The sequence below is a fragment of the Spirillospora sp. NPDC047418 genome (genome assembly GCF_040643275.1).
Classification (GTDB): domain Bacteria; phylum Actinomycetota; class Actinomycetes; order Streptosporangiales; family Streptosporangiaceae; genus Spirillospora.
Genome location: NZ_JBEYTW010000093.1, coordinates 15,621 through 35,152, shown reverse-complemented (window position 1 = coordinate 35,152; position 19,532 = coordinate 15,621). Strand labels below are relative to the sequence as shown.

General features: G+C 70.3%; 25 protein-coding genes. 6 read left to right on the top strand and 19 right to left on the bottom strand.

The window, feature by feature from the left end:
• Nucleotides 1–25: 25 nt before the first annotated feature.
• The 5 genes from ABZ806_RS36690 to ABZ806_RS36670 all read right to left on the bottom strand — a co-directional run bounded on the left by ABZ806_RS36690 (nt 26) and on the right by ABZ806_RS36670 (nt 3,270).
• Entirely contained in the window at nt 26–562 is a 537-nt protein-coding gene (locus tag ABZ806_RS36690; RefSeq protein WP_500222723.1) for a hypothetical protein, read from the bottom strand.
• 48 nt (nt 563–610) lie between these two features.
• Nucleotides 611–2,014 (bottom strand): RNA-guided endonuclease InsQ/TnpB family protein, encoded by a 1,404-nt coding sequence (locus ABZ806_RS36685; protein WP_500222721.1) that lies wholly within the window; start codon nt 2,012–2,014, stop codon nt 611–613.
• 73 nt (nt 2,015–2,087) lie between these two features.
• Nucleotides 2,088–2,258 (bottom strand): DUF397 domain-containing protein, encoded by a 171-nt coding sequence (locus ABZ806_RS36680; protein ID WP_500222725.1) that lies wholly within the window; start codon nt 2,256–2,258, stop codon nt 2,088–2,090.
• A 20-nt stretch (nt 2,259–2,278) separates the two neighbouring features.
• Nucleotides 2,279–2,458 (bottom strand): DUF397 domain-containing protein, encoded by a 180-nt coding sequence (locus ABZ806_RS36675; protein WP_500222719.1) that lies wholly within the window; start codon nt 2,456–2,458, stop codon nt 2,279–2,281.
• Nucleotides 2,455–3,270: a helix-turn-helix domain-containing protein gene (locus ABZ806_RS36670; protein ID WP_500222717.1), complete on the bottom strand. Its 816-nt coding sequence runs from the start codon at nt 3,268–3,270 to the stop codon at nt 2,455–2,457. Before ABZ806_RS36670 ends, ABZ806_RS36675 begins: the two co-directional genes overlap by 4 nt.
• 246 nt (nt 3,271–3,516) lie before the next feature.
• Here ABZ806_RS36670 and ABZ806_RS36665 point away from each other — a divergent pair, with 246 nt between their 5' ends.
• The 4 genes from ABZ806_RS36665 (at nt 3,517) to ABZ806_RS36650 (ending at nt 5,229) form a co-directional block, all read left to right on the top strand.
• Nucleotides 3,517–3,930 (top strand): ATP-binding protein, encoded by a 414-nt coding sequence (locus tag ABZ806_RS36665; RefSeq protein WP_500222715.1) that lies wholly within the window; start codon nt 3,517–3,519, stop codon nt 3,928–3,930.
• Nucleotides 3,909–4,274: a hypothetical protein gene (locus ABZ806_RS36660; RefSeq protein ID WP_500222713.1), complete on the top strand. Its 366-nt coding sequence runs from the start codon at nt 3,909–3,911 to the stop codon at nt 4,272–4,274. Before ABZ806_RS36665 ends, ABZ806_RS36660 begins: the two co-directional genes overlap by 22 nt.
• Before the next feature lie 207 nt (nt 4,275–4,481).
• Entirely contained in the window at nt 4,482–4,817 is a 336-nt protein-coding gene (locus tag ABZ806_RS36655) for an RNHCP domain-containing protein (protein WP_500222710.1), read from the top strand.
• Nucleotide 4,818: 1 nt separating this feature from the next.
• Entirely contained in the window at nt 4,819–5,229 is a 411-nt protein-coding gene (locus ABZ806_RS36650) for an RNHCP domain-containing protein (protein ID WP_500222709.1), read from the top strand.
• 56 nt (nt 5,230–5,285) lie between these two features.
• On the opposite strand, the gene ABZ806_RS36645 is transcribed toward ABZ806_RS36650, so the two are convergent.
• From ABZ806_RS36645 to ABZ806_RS36630, 4 genes are all read right to left on the bottom strand, one after another.
• Nucleotides 5,286–5,696, bottom strand: a complete 411-nt coding sequence (locus tag ABZ806_RS36645; RefSeq protein ID WP_500222707.1) for a hypothetical protein — start codon at nt 5,694–5,696, stop codon at nt 5,286–5,288.
• A gap of 133 nt (nt 5,697–5,829) precedes the next feature.
• Nucleotides 5,830–6,786: a prolyl aminopeptidase gene (pip, locus tag ABZ806_RS36640; RefSeq protein WP_500222705.1), complete on the bottom strand. Its 957-nt coding sequence runs from the start codon at nt 6,784–6,786 to the stop codon at nt 5,830–5,832.
• A complete protein-coding gene (locus ABZ806_RS36635) occupies nt 6,770–7,369 on the bottom strand; it encodes a hypothetical protein (RefSeq protein ID WP_500222703.1) in 600 nt (199 codons plus the stop codon). Before ABZ806_RS36635 ends, pip begins: the two co-directional genes overlap by 17 nt.
• Complete coding sequence (locus tag ABZ806_RS36630) at nt 7,366–8,541, bottom strand: low temperature requirement protein A (RefSeq protein ID WP_500222699.1); 1,176 nt, start codon at nt 8,539–8,541, stop codon at nt 7,366–7,368. Before ABZ806_RS36630 ends, ABZ806_RS36635 begins: the two co-directional genes overlap by 4 nt.
• A gap of 79 nt (nt 8,542–8,620) precedes the next feature.
• On the opposite strand from ABZ806_RS36630, the gene ABZ806_RS36625 reads away from it, so the two are divergent.
• Nucleotides 8,621–9,535: an RNA polymerase sigma-70 factor gene (locus ABZ806_RS36625; RefSeq protein ID WP_500222694.1), complete on the top strand. Its 915-nt coding sequence runs from the start codon at nt 8,621–8,623 to the stop codon at nt 9,533–9,535.
• Here ABZ806_RS36625 and ABZ806_RS36620 read toward each other — a convergent pair.
• From ABZ806_RS36620 to ABZ806_RS36595, 6 genes are all read right to left on the bottom strand, one after another.
• Nucleotides 9,532–10,491, bottom strand: a complete 960-nt coding sequence (locus ABZ806_RS36620; RefSeq protein ID WP_500222691.1) for a lysophospholipid acyltransferase family protein — start codon at nt 10,489–10,491, stop codon at nt 9,532–9,534. The genes ABZ806_RS36625 and ABZ806_RS36620 overlap by 4 nt on opposite strands.
• A 31-nt stretch (nt 10,492–10,522) precedes the next feature.
• Nucleotides 10,523–11,524 carry an NAD-dependent epimerase/dehydratase family protein gene (locus ABZ806_RS36615; protein WP_500222689.1) on the bottom strand — a complete coding sequence of 334 codons (1,002 nt, stop codon included), beginning with the start codon at nt 11,522–11,524 and terminating at the stop codon, nt 10,523–10,525.
• Between the two features lie 48 nt (nt 11,525–11,572).
• A complete protein-coding gene (locus ABZ806_RS36610) occupies nt 11,573–11,671 on the bottom strand; it encodes a 30S ribosomal protein bS22 (RefSeq protein WP_018654693.1) in 99 nt (32 codons plus the stop codon).
• Between the two features lie 494 nt (nt 11,672–12,165).
• Nucleotides 12,166–12,369, bottom strand: coding sequence for a helix-turn-helix domain-containing protein (locus ABZ806_RS36605; RefSeq protein WP_021591693.1), 204 nt, complete (start codon nt 12,367–12,369; stop codon nt 12,166–12,168).
• 351 nt (nt 12,370–12,720) lie between these two features.
• Complete coding sequence (locus ABZ806_RS36600; protein WP_500222685.1) at nt 12,721–13,581, bottom strand: phosphatase; 861 nt, start codon at nt 13,579–13,581, stop codon at nt 12,721–12,723.
• A gap of 11 nt (nt 13,582–13,592) precedes the next feature.
• A complete protein-coding gene (locus ABZ806_RS36595; RefSeq protein ID WP_500222683.1) occupies nt 13,593–14,807 on the bottom strand; it encodes an acetoin utilization protein AcuC in 1,215 nt (404 codons plus the stop codon).
• A 157-nt stretch (nt 14,808–14,964) separates the two neighbouring features.
• Between ABZ806_RS36595 and ABZ806_RS36590 the strand changes: the two genes are divergently transcribed.
• Nucleotides 14,965–15,945, top strand: coding sequence for an alpha/beta hydrolase (locus tag ABZ806_RS36590; protein ID WP_500222680.1), 981 nt, complete (start codon nt 14,965–14,967; stop codon nt 15,943–15,945).
• A gap of 25 nt (nt 15,946–15,970) precedes the next feature.
• On the opposite strand, the gene ABZ806_RS36585 is transcribed toward ABZ806_RS36590, so the two are convergent.
• From ABZ806_RS36585 to ABZ806_RS36570, 4 genes are all read right to left on the bottom strand, one after another.
• Nucleotides 15,971–16,405, bottom strand: coding sequence for a hypothetical protein (locus ABZ806_RS36585; protein WP_500222676.1), 435 nt, complete (start codon nt 16,403–16,405; stop codon nt 15,971–15,973).
• Nucleotides 16,406–16,490: 85 nt separating this feature from the next.
• Nucleotides 16,491–17,285 (bottom strand): pyrroline-5-carboxylate reductase, encoded by a 795-nt coding sequence (gene proC, locus ABZ806_RS36580; protein ID WP_500222672.1) that lies wholly within the window; start codon nt 17,283–17,285, stop codon nt 16,491–16,493.
• Nucleotides 17,286–17,339: 54 nt separating this feature from the next.
• The gene (locus ABZ806_RS36575; protein WP_500222667.1) at nt 17,340–18,260 is read right to left on the bottom strand and encodes a proline dehydrogenase family protein; all 921 of its coding nucleotides are present in this window, start codon (nt 18,258–18,260) and stop codon (nt 17,340–17,342) included.
• A gap of 56 nt (nt 18,261–18,316) precedes the next feature.
• Nucleotides 18,317–19,480 (bottom strand): LCP family protein, encoded by a 1,164-nt coding sequence (locus ABZ806_RS36570; protein ID WP_500222664.1) that lies wholly within the window; start codon nt 19,478–19,480, stop codon nt 18,317–18,319.
• Nucleotides 19,481–19,532: the final 52 nt, after the last annotated feature.

Here is a 19,532-nt window from a genome sequence, read left to right as displayed (position 1 = left end):
CTCGTCTACCAGGGGCTTCTTCACATCACCCGCCGAACGCCTCCATCGCGATCATGCTGTGATCGACGTCCGCCCGGACGGATGAAAAAGGGTCAATGCGGATGTACGGAGGGTTACCGACCACATAATCCGCGCCGCCGGGGAATCTGTCGAGCAAGAAATCCCCTTCTCGTACCCAAGCGGCCGCAAGCCGGTTCGCCGTTTCAGCCGGACACCCCGACCTGGTGAGCCGTCCTGTGACGAGCCTTCGGCAACTGCGCACATGCCCAGGCTGAACGTCCATGGCGAGGATGGCCGGGAGCAATTCATCCCAAGGTCCGCCGGGCGAGTACTTCTCCCTGGCTTCGAGCAACCGGTCCAGGACTGGCATGAGGAAGGCACCGGACCCGATGGCGGGCTCTACAAGCCTTTTCGTCGTCAGATCCGTAGCGGCGGAGTAGCCGCAGAGGTCGAGGATCAGTTCAACGATCCATCGCCGGGTGAAGACCTCCCCGTACTGGACGGGCGCGGCGCCTGCATTCGACGCCATGTCGGCAAGGCTTCCACCCGGCTCCGTCAGCATGGCCCTCATCGTGAAGTTCTCTCCCGCCTGAAGGTGGGAGATTCCCTCCTACCTTGCGGTGGCGGGTTTGACGCCTCGGGGGCGCCTGACGACTGCCCTCCCGGCAGCCGGGCCACCCTTCCGTTCCGGCCGTGTGGCGGGTCCGGTGAGGGTGGTCAGGTATTTGTGCAGGATGTTGCGTGCGGCGTTGAGGTCGGCGTTGCCTTCCCAGCCGCACGCTTGGTTTTTGCAGGCGAACATGGCCTGGGACTCCCGGGAGCCGGGGGTGGTGTGCCCGCAGGCGTGGCAGCGCAGGCTGGTTCCCGCTGCGCGGACAGTGTGCAGGGTGCCGCCGCGCTGTTTCACCTTGTAGGTGAGCATGGTCACGGTCCGGCCCCATCCCTCTTGCAGGATGGCCCGGTTCAGCCCGGCCTTCTGCGCGACGTTCGTTCCGGGCTCCTCGACGGTGCCCTTGGCGGATTTGACCATGTTCTGGATGTGCAGGTCCTCCACAACGACCGTGCCGTACTCGGCGGCGATGGCCGTGGTGGTCTTGTGCTGCCAGTCGATCACCCGGCGCTTGGCTGTCGCGCGCAGGCTCGCGATCTGGTCGTAGGTCCGGCCGAGCCGCTTGGACGTGCGTTCGCCGGGTTTGCGGAAGCTCCTGCGATGCGCGGCCCGCCGCTCCAGCCGGGCCAGCTTGGCCTTCTCCCGGTCGGTGAGCCATTTGTCCCGGTCGGCCCTCCCGCAGGGGAGACGGTGCGGGCGGCCGTGGTCCTGATGGTTGCCGTCGGACAGGGCGAGGGGGATGTTGATCCCGGCGTCGATCCCCACCTGCGGCCCTTCGCGCGGGATGGGCGCGGGTTCCATGGTCTGCACGCGGAAGGCGATATGCCAGCCCAGGGCGTCCTTGACCAGCCGGGCCCCGGTGATCCGGTCGACCTTGTCGGCGCGGTTGCCCACGGGCAGGTCCTTGGTCCAGCGGAACCGGACCCGGCCCACCTTGGGAATGTTGACCATGCCCCACCGCCGGTGGACCCGGCTGATGTGCAGGTCGCGGCCCTGCGGCACGTCCACGGCCATTTGCGTTCGGTAGCGGGCTTTGAACTCCGGAGGCCCCGCGCGGCCCTCCCAGCAGTTCTTCCACGCCTGAAAATACGTCTTGAGCACGGCCTGGGCGGCTTGGGCGGGTAGGCTGGCCATCCAGTCGATCTCCGCGCGGGCCTGCCGGATCGCGGCCTCGGCCACCGCCAGCGAACGCTTGCACCTGGGAGTCATCAGCCACCAGTCATGCAGGAGATTCCACAGCGCCCGCGCCGCGTGCCCCTGCCCATCCAGCATGGCCACCTGGGTGGGGGTGAGCACCAGCCGGGCCCGATGCCCAACCCGCCGCTTCACCAGTTTCTCGGGCTTGTCCTGTCGGCGTGAACGCAACGTAATACGGATCGACCGATCCGACTGTTGACGTGTCATGCCGACCATCCCCCTGTCTCGTTCGTCGCTCGCTAGATCGTTGAATCTGCCAGAGGAGGAGTGGCCTGCCGTACTAACGGCCGGTGAGGCCGCGCAGGGGCACCCGCAGGACCGGACGCGGAACGAGCAGGACTGCCCCGTCCGGATCCTTCGAATCCCGCACGGCGACCCCGGCCCCTACGCCTGCCAGCTCAACACACTGATCACCGTCACTGCTGCTACAGCTCGACTTCCGCCAGGTCACATCCTGCACAGGGCGCCTCCTCAAGCAGGCACGCGCCGGATCGCCTCACGCAACGTGGCCGGACGGACCAGAAGAAACGGCCCCTCCGGGTCCTTTGAATCCCGGACTGCCACCAGCCCCTCAGTGCTGGCCAACTCAACGCAGCTACCTCCATCGCTGCCGCTAAAGCTTGACTTACGCCAGGTGAGTGGTCGTTTCATACTGTCCACTTCTCTTCAATCGTGCGGTTGATCAAGTCGGCACTGAGCTTCGTGGGCAGCGCCTGCGTGCTGATCGCGTCGAATGTTTCCTTAAGCCGGCAGATGCCCTCAGACGTGTCTTGCATGATCCCACGGCCTGCGGAGTCTGCAAAGGCGACCTCCTCACCTCCAGGCAGAGTCGCAATCATGAACTCTCCCCGATTACCCGGGTGGAGTGCGCCGTTCGGAACCACCTGGATGCTGACGCGAGGGCTGTTGGCCGCAGCGAGACATTCGAGTTGCGGACGCATCACCGCCGGTCCACCAACGTCGTAGGAGAGCACGGTCTCCGGCAGCACGTAGATCAGACGTGGCGGCAGGGGGTCCGTCCGAGTGAGGATGGCCTGGCGGGCCATACGCGCGTCGATCGCTTGGCGGTCCCCGAACAGGAGGGTGTCCGCATACTCCACCGTCTGGAACAGGCCGTGTACGACGATCGGGCTGTAGACCTTGAGGGTTCCCGCCTCCTCTTCGAAGCCGGGCCACTTGCGGAACCACTCGGGGAAGCCGTCCTTCTTGTCGCCGAACAGGCCGTCGTGGAGGTGGGCGAGGGCCTGCTTGGTGTCGAGGGGGGCGTCGCAGTGTTCGGCGAAGTTTCGCTCGCAGTGGCATTCGGCGCGTTCGACGGCGCCGATGAAGGAAGGGCTGTAGGGGATCTTGTCTGCGAGTTGCTTGATGCTGTAGTTCGCGAGCACGCGGTATCTGCGCACTTCTGATCCGAACAGATCGAGGGCGCTGTTCGACGGGGTGAGGCGCTTCGGGGGTTGCGGCATGGCTTCTCCCTTTGACCAGCCATGACCAGGGACGACCAGTGGTCGGGGGCCATGGTCCGAGGTTGCCTTGTGGGGTTCCTTTCGCATTTCCCAGCATGACACTTTGCGCGATGCTCGGCCAGGGGATGACAGAAAAAGAGTCGGCGTGTTCGATGCCGATCTTTTGACAGTTCCCCTCGAAACGGTCATAGCGGAATTCGTTTTCGCCCTCTGTCGGGCAAATCGGACGGGATGGAGTGCTGGGCAATGAATCAATTCACCAATGAAGTGGCCGCGATGTGCGACGAGGGCGTTTCGACGCTCGTCCTCGAACCGGACGAGCACGCGCCGGCCAAGGCGCGGCGGTTCGTCGCCGAGCGGTTCGCCGCCTGGGGCATCACCGATGACTACACCGGGCGGCTCATCGTCTCGGAGCTGGTCACGAACGCGCTGCTGCACGGCGAGGGCCCGATCGTCCTGCGCGTGTTCCAGGACGAGCGCGACGGTCTCCCCACGATCGAGGTCCGGGACGGTGGTGACGGGCAGCCGGTGGTCCAGCCGGAGAACTACGCGGCGATCAACGGACGGGGGCTCCAGATGGTGGCCGGTCTCGCGCGCGACTGGGGGACGCGGCCGCTGGTGGAAGGAGGGAAGCTGGCGTGGGCGAAGTGCGGGATCTGACCGGACGTCATCTGCTGCGGTGGCGCACCCGGCTGGGGCACCAGACGGCCACCCGCTACCTGGACGACCTCGCCGCAGCACTCGCTCCCCAGGGCTGGCGGTTCGTGAAGTTCTACCGGCGCGAGGAGTTCCCCGTCCCGGCCCCGCTGCTCTGGATCCACGCGAGCGGGACGAAGGACGTCGGCATCGTGGTCAGCGTCCTCGCCGTCCCCGGCCGGGCCTGGGCATACCACGACGCCCAGCGGGGACGGCGCGGCTACCTGTGCCCCTGCGGAGATGCAGGGACGGCCGCCGCGCAGATCGACCGGCTTCTCAAGCACCGACTCTTCCCCGCCACCTGGTGACTTCCGAGAAAACCAGTCGCGGGCGGCGCGGGACGGTGTCTACGCTGGCCAGTCAGTCCAGACCGCATGTACCTGGCCTTGTGCCTTAGGAAGAGGATTTATGTTCCAGCCCGTGCCGAGCGTTACTCGGCGCCGTCTCTAACCGTTCGCCGAGACCGCTCGGCCGCCTCTTGCTGTCTTCAACGACCCTCAGCAAGGAGCATCCGGGTGTCCGACACCTTCCTCTGCATCAAATGCGGTCTGACCGTCACCGTCCGCGCAACTGACGGGACGCGCCGCAACCACTGTCCCGCGTGCCTGCATTCCGAGCACGTCATCGACCACATCGAGGGCGGCCGGAGCGACTGCCGTTCGCGCATGATGCCGATCGCCATCGCGGTGCTGCGCACCGGCGACTGGATGGTCATTCATCGCTGCGTGGGCTGCGACCTGCTCACGTCCAATCCGGTGTGCGCGGATGACAACCAGCTCATCCTCATGCGCATGGCGGTGCGTCCGCTGGCGGAGCCGCCGTTCCCCCTCGAAACGTTCGGATCGCTTTGACATGCCAAGGCGAAAGAACGCGCGGGGACGGCGGCCCCAGCGCCGCAAGGACGTCCTCCATACCGAGGGCGGGCGCGCGGGCGCCTTCCGCTGCGTCGGCTGCCGGCTCGACGTGTCCGTGGACGCGCCGGGCAGCGCCCACCGCAACCACTGCCCGAACTGCCTGGTCAGCCTGCACGTGGACCACCGCGTCCCCGGCGACCGCGCCTCCGCGTGCCGGAGGCGCATGGAGCCGCTGACGCTGTCCGCACGGCTAGACGGCGAGTGGATGATCATCCATCAGTGCCAGACCTGCGAGAAGGTCAGCGCCAACCGCATCGCCGGTGACGACAACGTCCTGGTCCTGATGCGCCTGGCCCTGAAGCCACTCCAGGACAGGACCATCGCCAACCGCACGATGCTCACCCTGTGAAGGCCGCCGTGGGCGGTGCCGCCGGCACCGCCCACGGCCTGACTGTTTCCCCGTTCTCAGCAGCGCTCGCTGGACTTGGCGGACGCGCCGTTGGGAATCCAGCCGATCGCCTGCGTGCAGTGCGCGAGGGTGCCGGCGCCGAGCGACCAGACCTCCTTGGTCTTGGTCCGGCACTGGGTGCCTTCCAGCGACTTGGTGCTGTTGTCGCCGATCGCGGCGCACGCGCTCCAGGAGCTGTGGGAACTGCGGTATCCCTCCCACACGTACACGTAGGCCCAGTTCTTTCCGCAGCCCTTGAACTGCTTCACCGAGGCGAAGGTCTGGCCGCCCGAGTAGATGTGCGCGGTGCTGCCGATCTGCACGGTGCCGGAGCACCCGGGAGCCGACTCGGCGTTGGCGATGCCCGGAATCCCCACGATCGCGGGCACGGCGAGCAGGCCCGCCAGGGCCGTCTTGGCAAGCTTCATGACGTCGATCGCCCTCCAGTCCAGGGTCCGCCCAGCGCGGACGGCGCCAGCCTGGCAGTGGGACGCTGTTGTCCGATACGACGCCTGACAAGCTATGACATCGTCTGACAAAGTCCTTACAGCCGCCGGGCGGTCACGGCCCCGCCACCGCGAAGGCGTCGAGGGCCCGGACGACCTGCCCGCGCGTCGCCGCACTGCCCAGATGGCCCGCATCCTCCACGACGACCAGTTCCGAGCCGCGCCAAGCCCGGTGCAGTTCCCAGGCTGTGTCGAGCGGCCCGCCCATGTCGAGCCGCCCGTGGACGAGGACACCCGGAATCCCGTCCAGCCGGCCCGCCTCGCGCAGGAGCACGCCTTCGTCCAGCCACGCGCCATGGGAGAAGTAGTGGGCGCACAGGCGCACCAGCGCCAGCCGCGCCGCCGGCGGACGGTCGCCGTACGGGTTCGCGGCACCCTTCGTCTCCCCGGACAGGACGGCGTCCTCCCAGGCGCACCAGTCGGCCGTCGCCCGCTCGCGCACGGCGGCGTCCGGATGTTCCGTCAAGCGTGCGTAGGCCGCGGCGATGTCGACGCCGGTCCGGGCGCCGGGAGCGCGGGCGGCGAACCGCTCCCACTGCTCGGGGAAGAAGCGTCCGACGCCCCGGTACAGCCAGTCAATCTCCGACCGCCGCGTGGTGGTGACGCTCGCGATGACGATCTCCGAAACGCGCTCGGGGTGACGCTCGGCATAGGCCAGCAAGAGCGTGGAACCCCACGAACCGCCGTACAGCAGCCAGCGGTCGATGCCGAGATGCTCGCGAAGCCGTTCCATGTCCGCGACCAGATGCCAGGTGGTGTTGGGCCGCAGGTCGGTAACCGGGTTGCTCGCGTGCGGGGTGCTGCGCCCGCAACCGCGCTGGTCGAACAGGACGATCCGGTAGCGCTCGGGGTCGAAGGGGCGGCGCGCTCCGGGGCGGCATCCCGATCCTGGTCCGCCGTGGACGACGAGCGCCAGCTTGCCCTGAGGGTTGCCGCAGGTCTCCCAATACACCTGATTACCGTCGCCGACGTCGAGCATTCCCGTTTCGTACGGCTCAATCGCGGGATACATCCGCCCCTCCCTTCCCCGCGGCCGGGCGGTCGGCGATGCGCATCGCCCAACCGTAGAACGCCGCCGGGTCGCCGAGTGCGTTTCGGATATCGGGGGCGACGACAGGGGCATTGGCGGCGTTGAGGAGGTCGGACAGGCCGAGATGGGCCCACTCCCAGACCATGGCGTCGAAATTGTAGGCGTGCATCAGCGGGGTGAGGCGCCGCCGGATCTCGGCGACTTCCCATGAAGGGAATCCGGCATCGCGCAGGCGGGCGAGCGTGGCCCGCTCCTCTTCGGGGTCGAACCAGGTGTCCAGGAACGGTTCGAGGAGATCTCCCCAAGCGTCGAAGCGGGATCTCCTGATGACACCGTTGCGGACGCAGAACTGCTCAAGTTCCGGCCGCTGCCCGGCAGGCAGGAACAGGGTCTCGCCGAGCGTCGTCCGGATCTCGGGCCTGATGGCCGTCCAGTCGGCGTCCCGGATCTGCGCGAGCGCGACCGTTCCCGTGGGGTGGACGCTGGCGCCGCGAAAGTCGTAGCGCGGGAAACCGATGTGCTCTTCGGCGAAGACGGCGTCCATCGGTCCGGAGTGCTTCTTCACCGCTCCGCCTGGGCGACGCCCTGCCCTTGACCCCGCAGCAGGGTGGTGGCCAGGAGCAGGATGAGCAGGGCCGCGATGACGGTGAGGCTCGCCGCTATGCCGATCGTGGGAGCGGCGAAGATGGTGAGCAGGGTCAGGACGGCCGTGGTCCCGATCAACTCCGGGCGGACGGCCGTACGTCGCATCGGCGCGTGCAGAGCCCACAGCATGACCAGGAAGACGGCGACCGGGAGTGCGACGGCCGCGGTCACGGTGTGCGCGCCGGCGTGGATCTCGCCCGTGGAGACGACCGCCACCTCCAGGCCCGCGCCGAGCGCGGCCAGCGCGGCGAAGACCAGGTAGTGACCGTAGCCCCAGGCGAAGGACCAGTCGCGGCGGCCGGCGAGGCCCTCGCCGGCGGGCTCGGAGAAGTAGATCCACCAGAGCGTGAACAGGATCGCGAGCCCGGCCAGCGCGATGACCACGAGATCGGCGTTCAGGCCGTGCTCGACGGAGTCCTGGACGGCGTTCGTCGCGGCCAGGACGCTCTCGCCCAGCAGGATGATCATGAACAGCCCGTACCGTTCGGCGATGTGGTGCGGGTGCCAACTCGTCGTGCGGCGGCGTTCCGCGATCGGCGGCACGGAGAGTTCGAGGACCACGAGGAAGAGGAACACCCACGGCCCGCCGTCGTCGTCCGGCAGGGCGAGCCGCGACAGCCACAGGACCTGGAGGAAGGCGATCCCGGCCGCGTAGCGGAGGGCGGTGGCGCGTCCCTCCGGGTGGGCGGCGGCGGCGCGCAGCCAGAGGCTCACCAGCCCGGCGCGCATGACGAGGTAGCCGATCGTGACCGTGGTGAAGTCGCCGTCGAACGCGTCCGGTACCCCGGCGGCCAGCAGCAGGACGCCCGCCATCTGCACGAACGTCATGACCCGGTACGGGACGTCGTCGGTGTCGTACGCGGACGCGAACCAGGTGAAGTTCATCCACGCCCACCAGATGGCGAAGAACACCATGAAGAACGGCGCGGCGACGTCCTGCACAAGGCCTTCGGCCACCCCGTGGGCGAACCGGCCCGCGACCTGCGAGACGGCGGCGACGAAGGTCAGGTCGAACAGCAGTTCAAGAGGGCTGGACACGCGGTGCGGCTCGCCCAGGTCGCGGGCGACCATGCGGCGGCGGATCGACGGCATCCGCTCAGATTAGGCCGCCGCCCCGCACCACCGGCCACGCCGGGCGGGTGTCGCTCCTTTCCCGCCGTGCGCTCATAAAATGGGCTGGTCGGCGACGACGGAAGGGGCGATCACGGACGAGACGCTCGACGAGGCCGCGTCGGTGTTCGCCGGCATGCGGCCCCGCCTGTTCGGCATCGCGTACCAGATGCTCGGCGGCGTCGCCGAGGCCGAGGACGTCGTCCAGGAGACCTGGGTCAAGTGGCAGACGGCGGACCGCGCGGCCGTGCGGGACCCGGCCGCCTTCCTGGTGACGATGACGACCCGGCTCGCGATCAACGTGACGCAGTCGGCGCGGCGGCGCCGCGAGAAGTACGTGGGCCCGTGGCTCCCCGAGCCGGTGGACACCGGCGGCCGGCCCGAGGCGGGCGCCGAGCAGGCCGCGGACGTGGAACTGGCCGTCCTGATGCTGCTGGAGCGGCTGTCCCCGCCGGAGCGGGCCGCGTACGTCCTGCGCGAGTCGTTCGACTACCCCTACGCCGACATCGCGGCGATCCTGCGGGTGACCGAGGCGAACGCGCGGCAGCTCGCCAGCCGGGGGCGCCGGCGGGCGGCGGCCGGGCGCCGCACTCCGGTGAGCCGGACCGCGCACCGGCGGCTGCTGGAGACGTTCCTCGCGGCGGCCCGCACCGGCGACCTCGACGCCCTGGAGTCGCTCCTCGCCGAGGACGCGGTCAGCTACAGCGACAGCAACGGCACGGTGCGCGGCGCGTCCCGGATCCCCATCACCGGACGGGAACGGGTCGCGAAGGTCGTCGTGGCGTACGCGCCCCGGTTCTGGACCGGCACGTCCATCGCCTGGGTCGAGGCGAACGGGCGGCCCGCGATCCTCGTGTCGCGGGGCGGCGCCGCCTACGCGCTCATCACGATCAGCGCCTCGGACGACGGCATCGACCAGCTGCTGTGGGTGCTGAACCCCGACAAGCTCGGCGGCTTTTCGGCAAGCAGAGCCTAGAGGAACGCGGGGCCGCGGCGCAGCAGCGCCTCGTACAGCATGTGCTGGATGTTCTCCCGGACGTGGTCGGTGATCTCGAACACCGTCATCGGGTCGTCGGCGTCCTCGGCGTCGTAGTCGTCCAGCGTCATCGGCGCACCGAACTGGATCACCCACCGGGACGGCAGCGGGACGAGGCCGCCCAGCCCGAGCAGCGGGAACGTCGGCGTGATCGGGAAGTAGGGGAGGCCGAGCAGCCGGGCCAGCGGCCGCAGGTCGGCGATCTTGGGGTAGATCTCCTCGGCGCCGACGATGGCGCACGGGACGATCGGGACGCCGGCGCGCAGCGCGGTGCCGACGAAGCCGCCGCGGCCGAAGCGCTGCAGCTTGTACCGGTCGGCGAACGGCTTGCCGACGCCCTTGAAGCCCTCCGGGAACACCCCGACCAGCTCGCCCTTGCCGAGCAGGCGGGCGGCGTCGGCCTGGCAGGCGAGGGTGTGCCCGGCCTTGCGGGCCAGGTGGCCGAGCACCGGGACCTGGTAGACGAGGTCGGCGCCGAGCAGCCGGACGCACCGGTCGGCGTTGTCGTGCAGCGCGACCGACAGCATCAGCGCGTCCAGCGGGATGGTGCCCGAGTGGTTCGCGACGAGCAGGGCGCCGCCCTCGGGGACGTTCTCCAGGCCGGTGAGCTCGACGCGGAACCAGTGCTCGTAGAGGGCGCGGGCGACCGGCAGCAGGACCGTGGAGTTGAACTCGGGGTCGAAGCCGAACTCGTCGACCTCGTAGTCGCCGGCCAGCCGGCGGCGCAGGAACGCCAGCCCGGACGCGATGCCGCGCTCCAGCGGGCTCTGCTCGCCGCCCGCCTCGTCCTGCGCGCCGGGACCGGTGTCGCCGGAGTCGTGGCGGTGGCCCGTGTCGAGCCGGATGACCTGCGCGCCCTCGTCTTCGTGGTCGTCCATGTGGCGGGCGTTCATCATCCGGGCTCCCCTTTCTCAGGTGCGTCCGATGTCAGGTGCGTCCGAGCAGGTTCGTCAGGCGGCCGTGGCCGAGACCGAGACCCTGGGCCGCGGCGAAGTCGGCGAAGGCCGCCTCGGAGCTGTACTTCGGGCGCCACGCCAACTCGTGCTCCAGCGCGGTGGCGTCGATGACCCGGCCGTACGTCAGCCAGCGCAGCAGTTCGGGTGAGAACCCGGATAGGCCCGCGAAGCGGCGCCCCATGTCGCCGAGCACCGAGATGGACTGCGCGGGGACGGGCATGTACGGCCGTCCGGCGCGCCGCAGTGCCTGGGAGAGCAGCAGCACGCCGTCCCCGGCGACGTTGTAGCAGCCGGGATGGTCCTCGGTGGTCATGCGGCACAGCACCTCGACGCCGTCGTCCTCGTGGACGAACTGGAGCCGCGGGTCGAAGCCCAGCACGGTCGGGACGACCGGCAGGTGCAGGTACCGGGTGAGCGGCGAGTCGACGCCGGGGCCGACGAAGTTCGCGAACCGCAGCACGGACACGGTCAGGTCGGAACGGCGCCGCATCAGCCCGCGGACGTAGCCCTCGACCTCGACGGCGTCCTTGGCGTAGCCGGTCTTCGGCGGCTCGGCCGGCTGGTCCCGCTCGGTGAAGACCGCCGGATCCATCGGCGAGGACCCGTACACGGCGGCCGACGACCGCACGACGAGCTTGCGCATGTCGGGCGAGCGCTGGCACGCCGCGAGCAACTGCATCGTGCCGATGACGTTGAGCTCTTTGGCCTTCGCCCGGGAACCGGACGAAGAGGTCACGAGGTTGAGGTGCACCACCGTGTCCACCCCGGCCGACGCGATGATCTTCGCGATGCCGGGCGTGCGGATGTCGACGCGGACGAACTCGGTGCGGCCGAGGGACTCGGTGGGCGGCACCGTGTCCACGCCGATGACCCGCTCGATGCCCGGGTCTGCTTGCAGGGTGTTCGCGACCCGCGCCCCCAGGAAACGGGAGACGCCCGTGACGAGGACGACACGGGCCGCGGCGGCGGGCATGGAGGACACTGTGCGCCCCACCCCTTCACGGCTGGGTTGCCGGCGTGATCACTTCTTGTTGCGGCGCTGGATACGCGTCTTCTTCAGCAGCTTGCGGTGCTTCTTCTTGGCCATCCTCTTGCGACGCTTCTTGATGACAGAGCCCACGGGACCTCGCTCGGCGTATCGGGTGGTGTGCAGGAGACGAACGTGCCGCGAGCGAGCATGGAGAGCATGGCTCGATGAGCGCGCACGGTCCGCCGCCCAAGACTACCGCCGAACGGATGGAGAACATGCCGCGGCCCGTTCCGCGGCCGCCGCGGCCCTGGTCGCGCCGGGACCCGCCCGCGCGCGGGCATCGCGGCGACCGGCACCGCGCGTCGCACGGCGCCGGGCACCGTTCCGCCGGGGCGGGCCCTGTCGCCGGCCGCGTGGCCGGCTGCCCGTCCCGCTCGGTGTCCGGACCGAATCGCCGGATCGGGGAGGGCGGGGGCGCTGCCCCCGTTCCCCCGACACCGGCTCCGGCGGCCGCGGGGCCGCCGGCCGGTCCTCGTCCTGCATCCCCAGCTTCGGGACGGTCCCGCGGGATCGTCCCGACGCCCCCTGCACGGCCGGGTGACGAGTGTCCGGCGGGGTCATGGCTCATGCCCCGCCCTTACCCGCTATCCGGCTTCGATGTACGCGTCGCGCAGGTAGTCGTGAACGGCCTGCTCGGGAACCCGGAACGAGCGGCCCACGCGGATCGCGGGAAGCTCGCCCGAGTGGACGAGGCGGTAGACGGTCATCTTGGACACCCGCATCACCGCCGCCACTTCGGCCACGGTCAGGAACCTGACCTCACTCAGAGGTCGCTCGCCTGAGGTCATCGGACGCCCTCTTCCACACGTGCCGCGCACCGGCCCTTCGGGTGACTTTGATCACGCACGTGTACTTCTCCAGCGTAAATCGCGTATCGGCAGTCGCAAGAGGGGAGTTGCGCCCATTTCCGTCTCCCGACCTGACTCGCGGGTTACAGTGCTGAATCCGTACGGAGCGTGGACGTGACGGCACTACACGTGTCGAGACGAACGGTTGTCAACCACAACCCCGTGCTGACCTGCGGTTCCGCTGTCCCCTATCGCCCAGCGCAAGCCCATGCGTCCCACTACGGCCGTCTCGTCACACGCAGTGACAGCCTGGACGGGTCCACACGGCCGCGGCACGCGGGCGCGGCGCGGTCAGCCGGACGGCGCCAGCCCCGCGCGATCAAGGATGTAGGCGGTCAGCGGCGCGTAGTGGTGCGAGGAGATGCCGTCGTCGAGCGGCACGACCACGTCGATCTTGCCTTCGGCGGCGCCGGCGAACAGCGCCGGGTCGTTACAGTCAGCGAACCCGACGGTGTCGATGCCCGCCTGACCGGCGGCTCCGGCCCAGCCGTGATCGGCGATGGCCAGATCCGGCCAAATATCAGGTTTAGCTTCCGAAGGACGCTCGGAGGCGCTATCGGCCAGCTCCCGGAGCATGGCCTCCATCGGGTGCGGGTCGTGCGTGTGGTGCGTCCGGTGGTCGTCGCCCTCCAGCATCGCGACACCGGGCTCGGCGTAGACGAGGCGGCGCAGGTCGGTGCCGCCGTAGCCGGTGTCGATCTCGTACGTCCAGCCGCCCGCGGGGGTCAGCACCCGGCAGCCCGCGTCCCGCAGCGCCCGCGCGACCCCCTGGTAGAGCGGCGTCAGCGTCGCCGGGTGCCCCGTCGCGACGACGACGCTCTCCCGGCGGTGGGCGGCGAGGCCGATGCGGTCGCCCATCGCCTCCAGCGTGTCGATCGTGATGTCGGGGTCGATGGTGTCGTCCCCGTAGATGTGCCCGGGGTCGGGGTCGACGCCGCAGCGCTCGACCATCATCTCCAGGACGGTCCGCTCCGTCCACGACGGCTTCAGTTCCAGGCCGAACTGGTAGTACGGGTGGCCGGCGGCCATCCGCCGGTAGTGCAGCAGGTTGTTCTGGCGCGGCGTCGCCACGTCGCCGGCGATCATCGTCCGGACGAGGTGGGCGCGCAGTTCATCGCGCGTCGGTGCCGGTTTCACGGGTGCGGGGTTCATCTGTGCGGGCCTCACTCGTCCGTCATCGGGTCGAGGCCGTGCTCGGGGAACACCGCCCGGCGCGTCGCCAGGATCGCCTGGTCGACGGGGTTCGCCGGGTCGTAGCCGTCCCCCCATCTGCCGTACTCCACCACGTCGGTCCCATCGGTCATCCGGTGCGGGGCGATCTCCCCCGTCCGCCGCCGGACGAAGTCGCGCCACTCCTGCGGGGTCTGCGTCTCCGGCGGGATCGGCCCGCCCGCCGCCTCGGCCAGCAGGTGCGTCCACGCGCGCGGCACGACCTGGACCAGCTCGTAGCCGCCGCCCCCGGTCAGCACCCACCGGCCGCCCGCGGTCTCGTGCGCCAGCCGGTGCAGCAGCCCGTAGGCCGTCCGCTGCCCGTCCACGCTGAGGATGAGGTGCGCGAGCGGGTCGAGCGCGTGCCCGTCGGCGCCCTGCTGGGTGACGAGGACGTCGGGCCGGAACCGGCGCAGCAGCGGCGGGACGATCGCGTCGAACGCGCGCAGCCACGGCCGGTCGCCGGTGCCGGGCGGCAGCGAGATGTTGACCGACGTGCCCTCGGCGCCCGTCTCGTCGGGGAAGCCGGTGCCGGGGAACAGCGTGCGCGGCGTCTCGTGCAGGCTGATCGTCAGGACGCGCGGGTCGTCGTAGAAGGCGGCCTGGACACCGTCGCCGTGGTGGACGTCGATGTCGACGTACGCGACCCGCTCGGCGCCGTTCTCCAGCAGCCAGGCGATCGCGATCGCGGGGTCGTTGTAGACGCAGAACCCGCTGGCGGCGCCGCTCAGCGCGTGGTGCAGGCCGCCGGAGATGTTGGCCGCGTGCCCCGCCCGGCCCGTCCACACGGCCTCGGCGGCGGCCACGGACGCGCCCGCGACCAGGGCGGACGCCTCGTGCATGCCGAGGAAGATCGGGTTGTCGGTGGTGCCGAGGCCGTGCCGCAGGTCCGGCAGCCCGGTGGCACCGGCCTGCTTGACGGCCGCGATGTAGGGCTCCTCGTGGACGAGCCGGAGCAGCTTGTCGCCGGCCGCCTCGAACTCCGACACCCGCACGCCCGGCCGGTCCAGGACGCCGAGCGAGCGGGCCAGCGCCATCGTCAGCTCGACGCGCACAGGGTCCATGGGGTGCCCGGGGCCGAAGTCGTAGGAGATGAGCCGCTCGTCCCAGAAGACCTCGAGCCCGCAGCCCTCGGGACCGGCGGGCGGGGACGAATCGGAACTGCTCATGGCCTCACGGTATCGCGAGCGTCATATGGCCTGGATCACGCGGCCTGGATCACATGCTCGGGGGCCTCCCGGGGGGCCATTGCGAGACTGTGACGTGAATTACCCGCCAAAAGCGGGCATACCGATCACACGACACCTAAATACCAAAGGGGGGTACATGGACAGCCCGAGCGTTCGCAGCCGTGCGATCAGCAGCGCTCTGCGGCTGGGCGTCCGGCCTCTCCTGCACTACCTCCCCGGCCACACCACCGGGATCCGGACCGCCCGCTCGACGGTGGACGCCGCGTCGTTACTGATGCGGCCCTGCTCGGGCGTGCGGATCGAGGGGCTGAACGAGCCGCCGGCCGACGGCGGCGACGACCGCCCGGTCAAGGGCGAATGGCTCATCTCCCGGGACGCGCCCGAGGGCCGGGCCGACGGCGCCGTCCTCTACCTGCACGGCGGCGGCTACGTGGCCTGCTCGCCGCGCACCCACCGGCCGATCACCTCGCGGCTCGCGCACGACACGGGCCTGCCCGTGCTCGCGCTGCGGTACCGGCTGGCGCCTGAGCACCCGTTTCCGGCGCCGCTGGAGGACGCCGTCACCGCCTACCGGTGGCTGCTCGCGCGGGGCGTCCCCGCGTCCGGCATCGTCATCGCGGGCGACTCGGCGGGCGGCCATCTCGCCGCCATGCTCGCCGGGGAGATCTGCCGGCTGGACCTGCCGAACCCGGCCGGGCTCACCCTGTTCTCCCCGTGGGTCGACCTGACCTGCGAACTCTCCAGCCAGGCGCAGGACGGCGCCCGCGACCCCTACATCAGCGCCGCGTCGGCGCTGCGGGTCGCCCGCCTGGTGGTGGGGCCGGCCGGATTCGACGACCCGCGGCTGGCCCTGCTCAACTGCGCCTGGACGGACCCGCCGCCCGTCCTCATCCAGGTCGGCGGTGCCGAGGTCCTGCGCACCGAGGCCGAGGCGTTCGCGGACGCCCTGCGCAGCGCCGGCGGGGACTGCGACTTCCAGGTCTGGGACGGCCAGATGCACGTCTTCCACATCCTGAACCGGGTCCTGCCGGAGGCCGGCGAGGCCATGGAGGACGCGGCCCGCTTCATCTGCACGGTCACGCACCACACCTCCCCCGGCCGCACCAGGGCCGCCTAGCCCCGGCCCGCCCGGCCCGGGCGGGTCAGAAGCGGCCGGCGGGTTCGCGCTCGTAGATCTCGTCCTCCTCGCGGCGCCCCCGGCCCGCGACGAAGAACCCGACCAGCGCGGCCAGCGCGGCGCCGCCCTCGCCGACCAGGCTGATGGTCTTGTCGAGGTACCAGACGGGCTCGTGCATGTCCGGCAGCGGGCCGACCGCGCCGAGGTCGACGTAGTAGTAGAGGACGACGGCGCCGGCCGCGCTCGCCGCGACGAGGAACGCCAGCGCGTGCGCCCAGCGCGACCCGTAGGTCACGACGATGACGGCGACGACGGCCGCGACCGCCGCCTGGACGCGGAAGAGCAGGTCGCCGCCGATGGCCCCGCCCTCGACGAAGGCCATGTCGGGCGCGAACATCCAGTGCACGACGGCGTCGGCCGCCAGCCCGGCGGCGACGATCAGGCGGAGTATGAGTCCCATACCCCTAACACGAGCGCACCCCCATGGCCGGCTCAATGTTCAAAGGTGAACTTTCCATGAGAAACCGGTCGAGGCACCGGCCCGCTCAGCCGCCGGCGAGTTCGCGGCCGCGGTTGCGGGCCGCCTCGATGGCCTCCAGGACGGCGGCGCGGACGCCGTGCCGCTCCAGTTCCCGGATGGCCGAGATCGTCGTGCCACCCGGCGAGGTGACCGCCTCGCGCAGCATCACCGGGTGCTCGCCGGAGTCGCGGAGCATGATCGCGGCGCCGACGGCCGACTGGACGACCATCTCCAGCGCGGCGGCGCGCGGCATGCCGAGCAGGATGCCCGCGTCCACCATCGCCTCGACCAGGTAGTAGAAGTACGCGGGGCCGCTGCCGGACAGGGCCGTCGCGCCGTCCTGCAGCGACTCGGGGAGGCGCAGCACCTTCCCGACCGGGGACAGCAGCTCCTCGGCCAGCTTCAGATGCTCCTCCGCCGCGAGCGAGCCCGCCGAGATCACGCTCATCGCCTCGTCGACGTGCACGGGCGTGTTCGACATGACCCGGACGACCGGGACGCCCTCGGCCAGCCGCGCCTCGATGAACCCGGTCGTGATGCCCGCCGCCATCGAGATCACCAGCCGGCCGGGCGGGACGTGCGCGCCGATCTCGTCCAGCAGGGCGCCCATGTCCTGCGGTTTCACCGCGAGGATCAGCGTCTCGGCCTTCGCGGCGGCCTCCGCGTTCGCCACGATCGCGACGCCGTACCGCTCGCGCAGCAGCGCGCCGCGCTCCTCCCGGCGCGCGGTCGCCATCAGCTCGGACGGGCGGCGGCCGGCCCGGAGCACCCCGGACAGCAGCGCCTCGCCCATCTTCCCGGCACCCAGAATCGCGATCATCGGCATACCTTGACGTGGGGATTCAACGACCGGTCCACCCTATAGCGGCGGCGTTCAGGACCGTCCGGCAAGGGAGCGCATGAAGAAGCGGAGGTTCGCGGGACGCTCCGCCATGCGGCGCATGAAGTACTGGTACCACTCGCGCCCGTACGCGACGTACACGCGGACCTGCGCTCCCTGCGAGGCCAGGTGGCGCTGCTCCTGCGGACGGATCCCGTAGAGCATCTGGTACTCGAACGTGTCGGCGTCGCGCTCGTGCAGAACGGACAGTGCTCCGGCGATGTCGATGAGCCTGGGGTCGTGCGTGGCGAGCATCGGATAGCCCTTGCCCGCCATCAGCACCTTCATACAGCGGACATAGGACTTGTCGACCTCTTCCCTGTCGGTGAAGGCGACCGCCGCCGGTGCCGCGTAGGCGCCCTTGCACAGCCTCACGCGCGACCCCTCGTAGGCGAGATCCGCGCAGTACTCCTCGGCCCGGCGCAGGTACGACTGGACGACCGCGCCCACGTCCGGGAAGTCGCGCCGCAGTTCGTGGACGATCCGCAGGTTCGCATCGACGGTGCCGTACTCCTCCGTGTCGAGGGTCACCGTCGTCCCGGCGGAACGGGCCGCCGCGCACACCCGCTTCGCGTTCTCCAGGGCGAGGTCTTCGCTGAGGGTCTGCCCGACGGCGGAGAGCTTCAGCGACACCTCGGCACGCGCACCGAGCCCCGCGGCACCCAGCCGTTCCAGCAGCTCGACATAATGCGCGGCGTTCGCCTCGGCGCGGCCCTCGTCGCCGGTGTCCTCGCCCAGGACGTCCAGAGTGACGAGCAGGCCCTCACCGGTCAGCCTCCCGGTGACGCTCGCCGCGTCCTCGACCGTCTCACCGGCGATGAAGCGCCGGACGACGTCGCGGCTGAACGGCGCGGTCTCCACGATCCTGCGCGCGCCGCCGCTGCGCGACGCGACCAGCAGCGCCTGACGAAGCACTGTCGCACACCCCCCGGGTCTCTGCGTCCCAGGTTAAGCCTCCGCCGGCCCCGCGATCACGAAACGGTGCCGAGGCTGTTGCCGCCTCCGTGCTGCCGCACGTACTGGGCCATCTGCGCGGTCTTGACGGCGCCGAACACCTGCTTCGCCTTCGCCCAGTCCACGAACACGACGCTCTGCTTGCCGCGCATGCCGGTGCCCTTGTGCGGGAGCGTCATGAACATCACGTCCGACGCCCGGACGCTCCGCATGCTCAGCGCCAGCGAGCGCATGTCGCCCGCCGACACCCCGGCGTCCACGCTGATCGACTTGGTGAGCGCGGACAGGAACCGGTCGAGCTTCAGCGGGTTGGTGAGCGTGCCGCGGTCCGCGGCCTGCTTGGCGAGGGCGCCGAGGAACGCCTGCTGCCGCTTGATCCGGTCGAAGTCGCCGTTCGGCAGGTTGTAGCGCTGCCGGACGAACAGCAGCGCCTCCTCGCCGTTCAGCTTCTGCCTGCCCGCCGTCCACTGCTTCTTGCGGGCCGGGTCGTACACGCTCTGCTTGATGTTGACGGTGACGCCGCCGAGCGCGTCCGTCATCGACTTGAAGCCCTCGAAGTCGATCGCGCCGTAGTGGTCGACGCGGATCCCGGTGAGCGTCTCCAGCGTCTCGATCAGCAGCTTCGGCCCGCCGTAGGAGAACGCCGCGTTGATCTTCTGCTTGCCGTAGCCGGGGATCTCGACCCACGAGTCGCGCGGGAACGAGATGATGTACGCCTTCTTCCGGTCCGCCGGCAGGTGCAGCAGCATGATCGTGTCGGTGCGCTGCTGCCCCGGCTTCCAGACGTCGCCGCCCTGTCCGGTCGTCGCCGACTCGGCGCGCGAGTCCGACCCGACGAGCACCCAGTTCTCGGTGCCCTCCACGTTCGGGCCCGGCCGGTTCGCCTGGTCGGTCGGCATCACGCCCTTGATCCGGTCGATGTTGCCGTTGTAGGACGACTGGCGCTGCCACAGCAGCCCGCCGGTCCCGGCGACGACCAGCGCGACGAACACCCCGATGGCGATCAGGACCCGCGGCCAGCGCCGCTTGCGCCTGCGCTCCGCACCGTCGGCCGCCGCCCAGAACGCCTCGCCGTCGGGGGCGTCTGCGGGGGGCTCGGCGGCCTGCGCCGCCGCCGGTGCCTGCGGCCCCTGGTCGGCCCGCTGCGGCGGCCGCGGTCCGGGTTGATCTGGCGCGGTCATGGCGCAGAAGCTACCAGCACGATCGACCGAGGATGGCCCGCTTCACCCCACC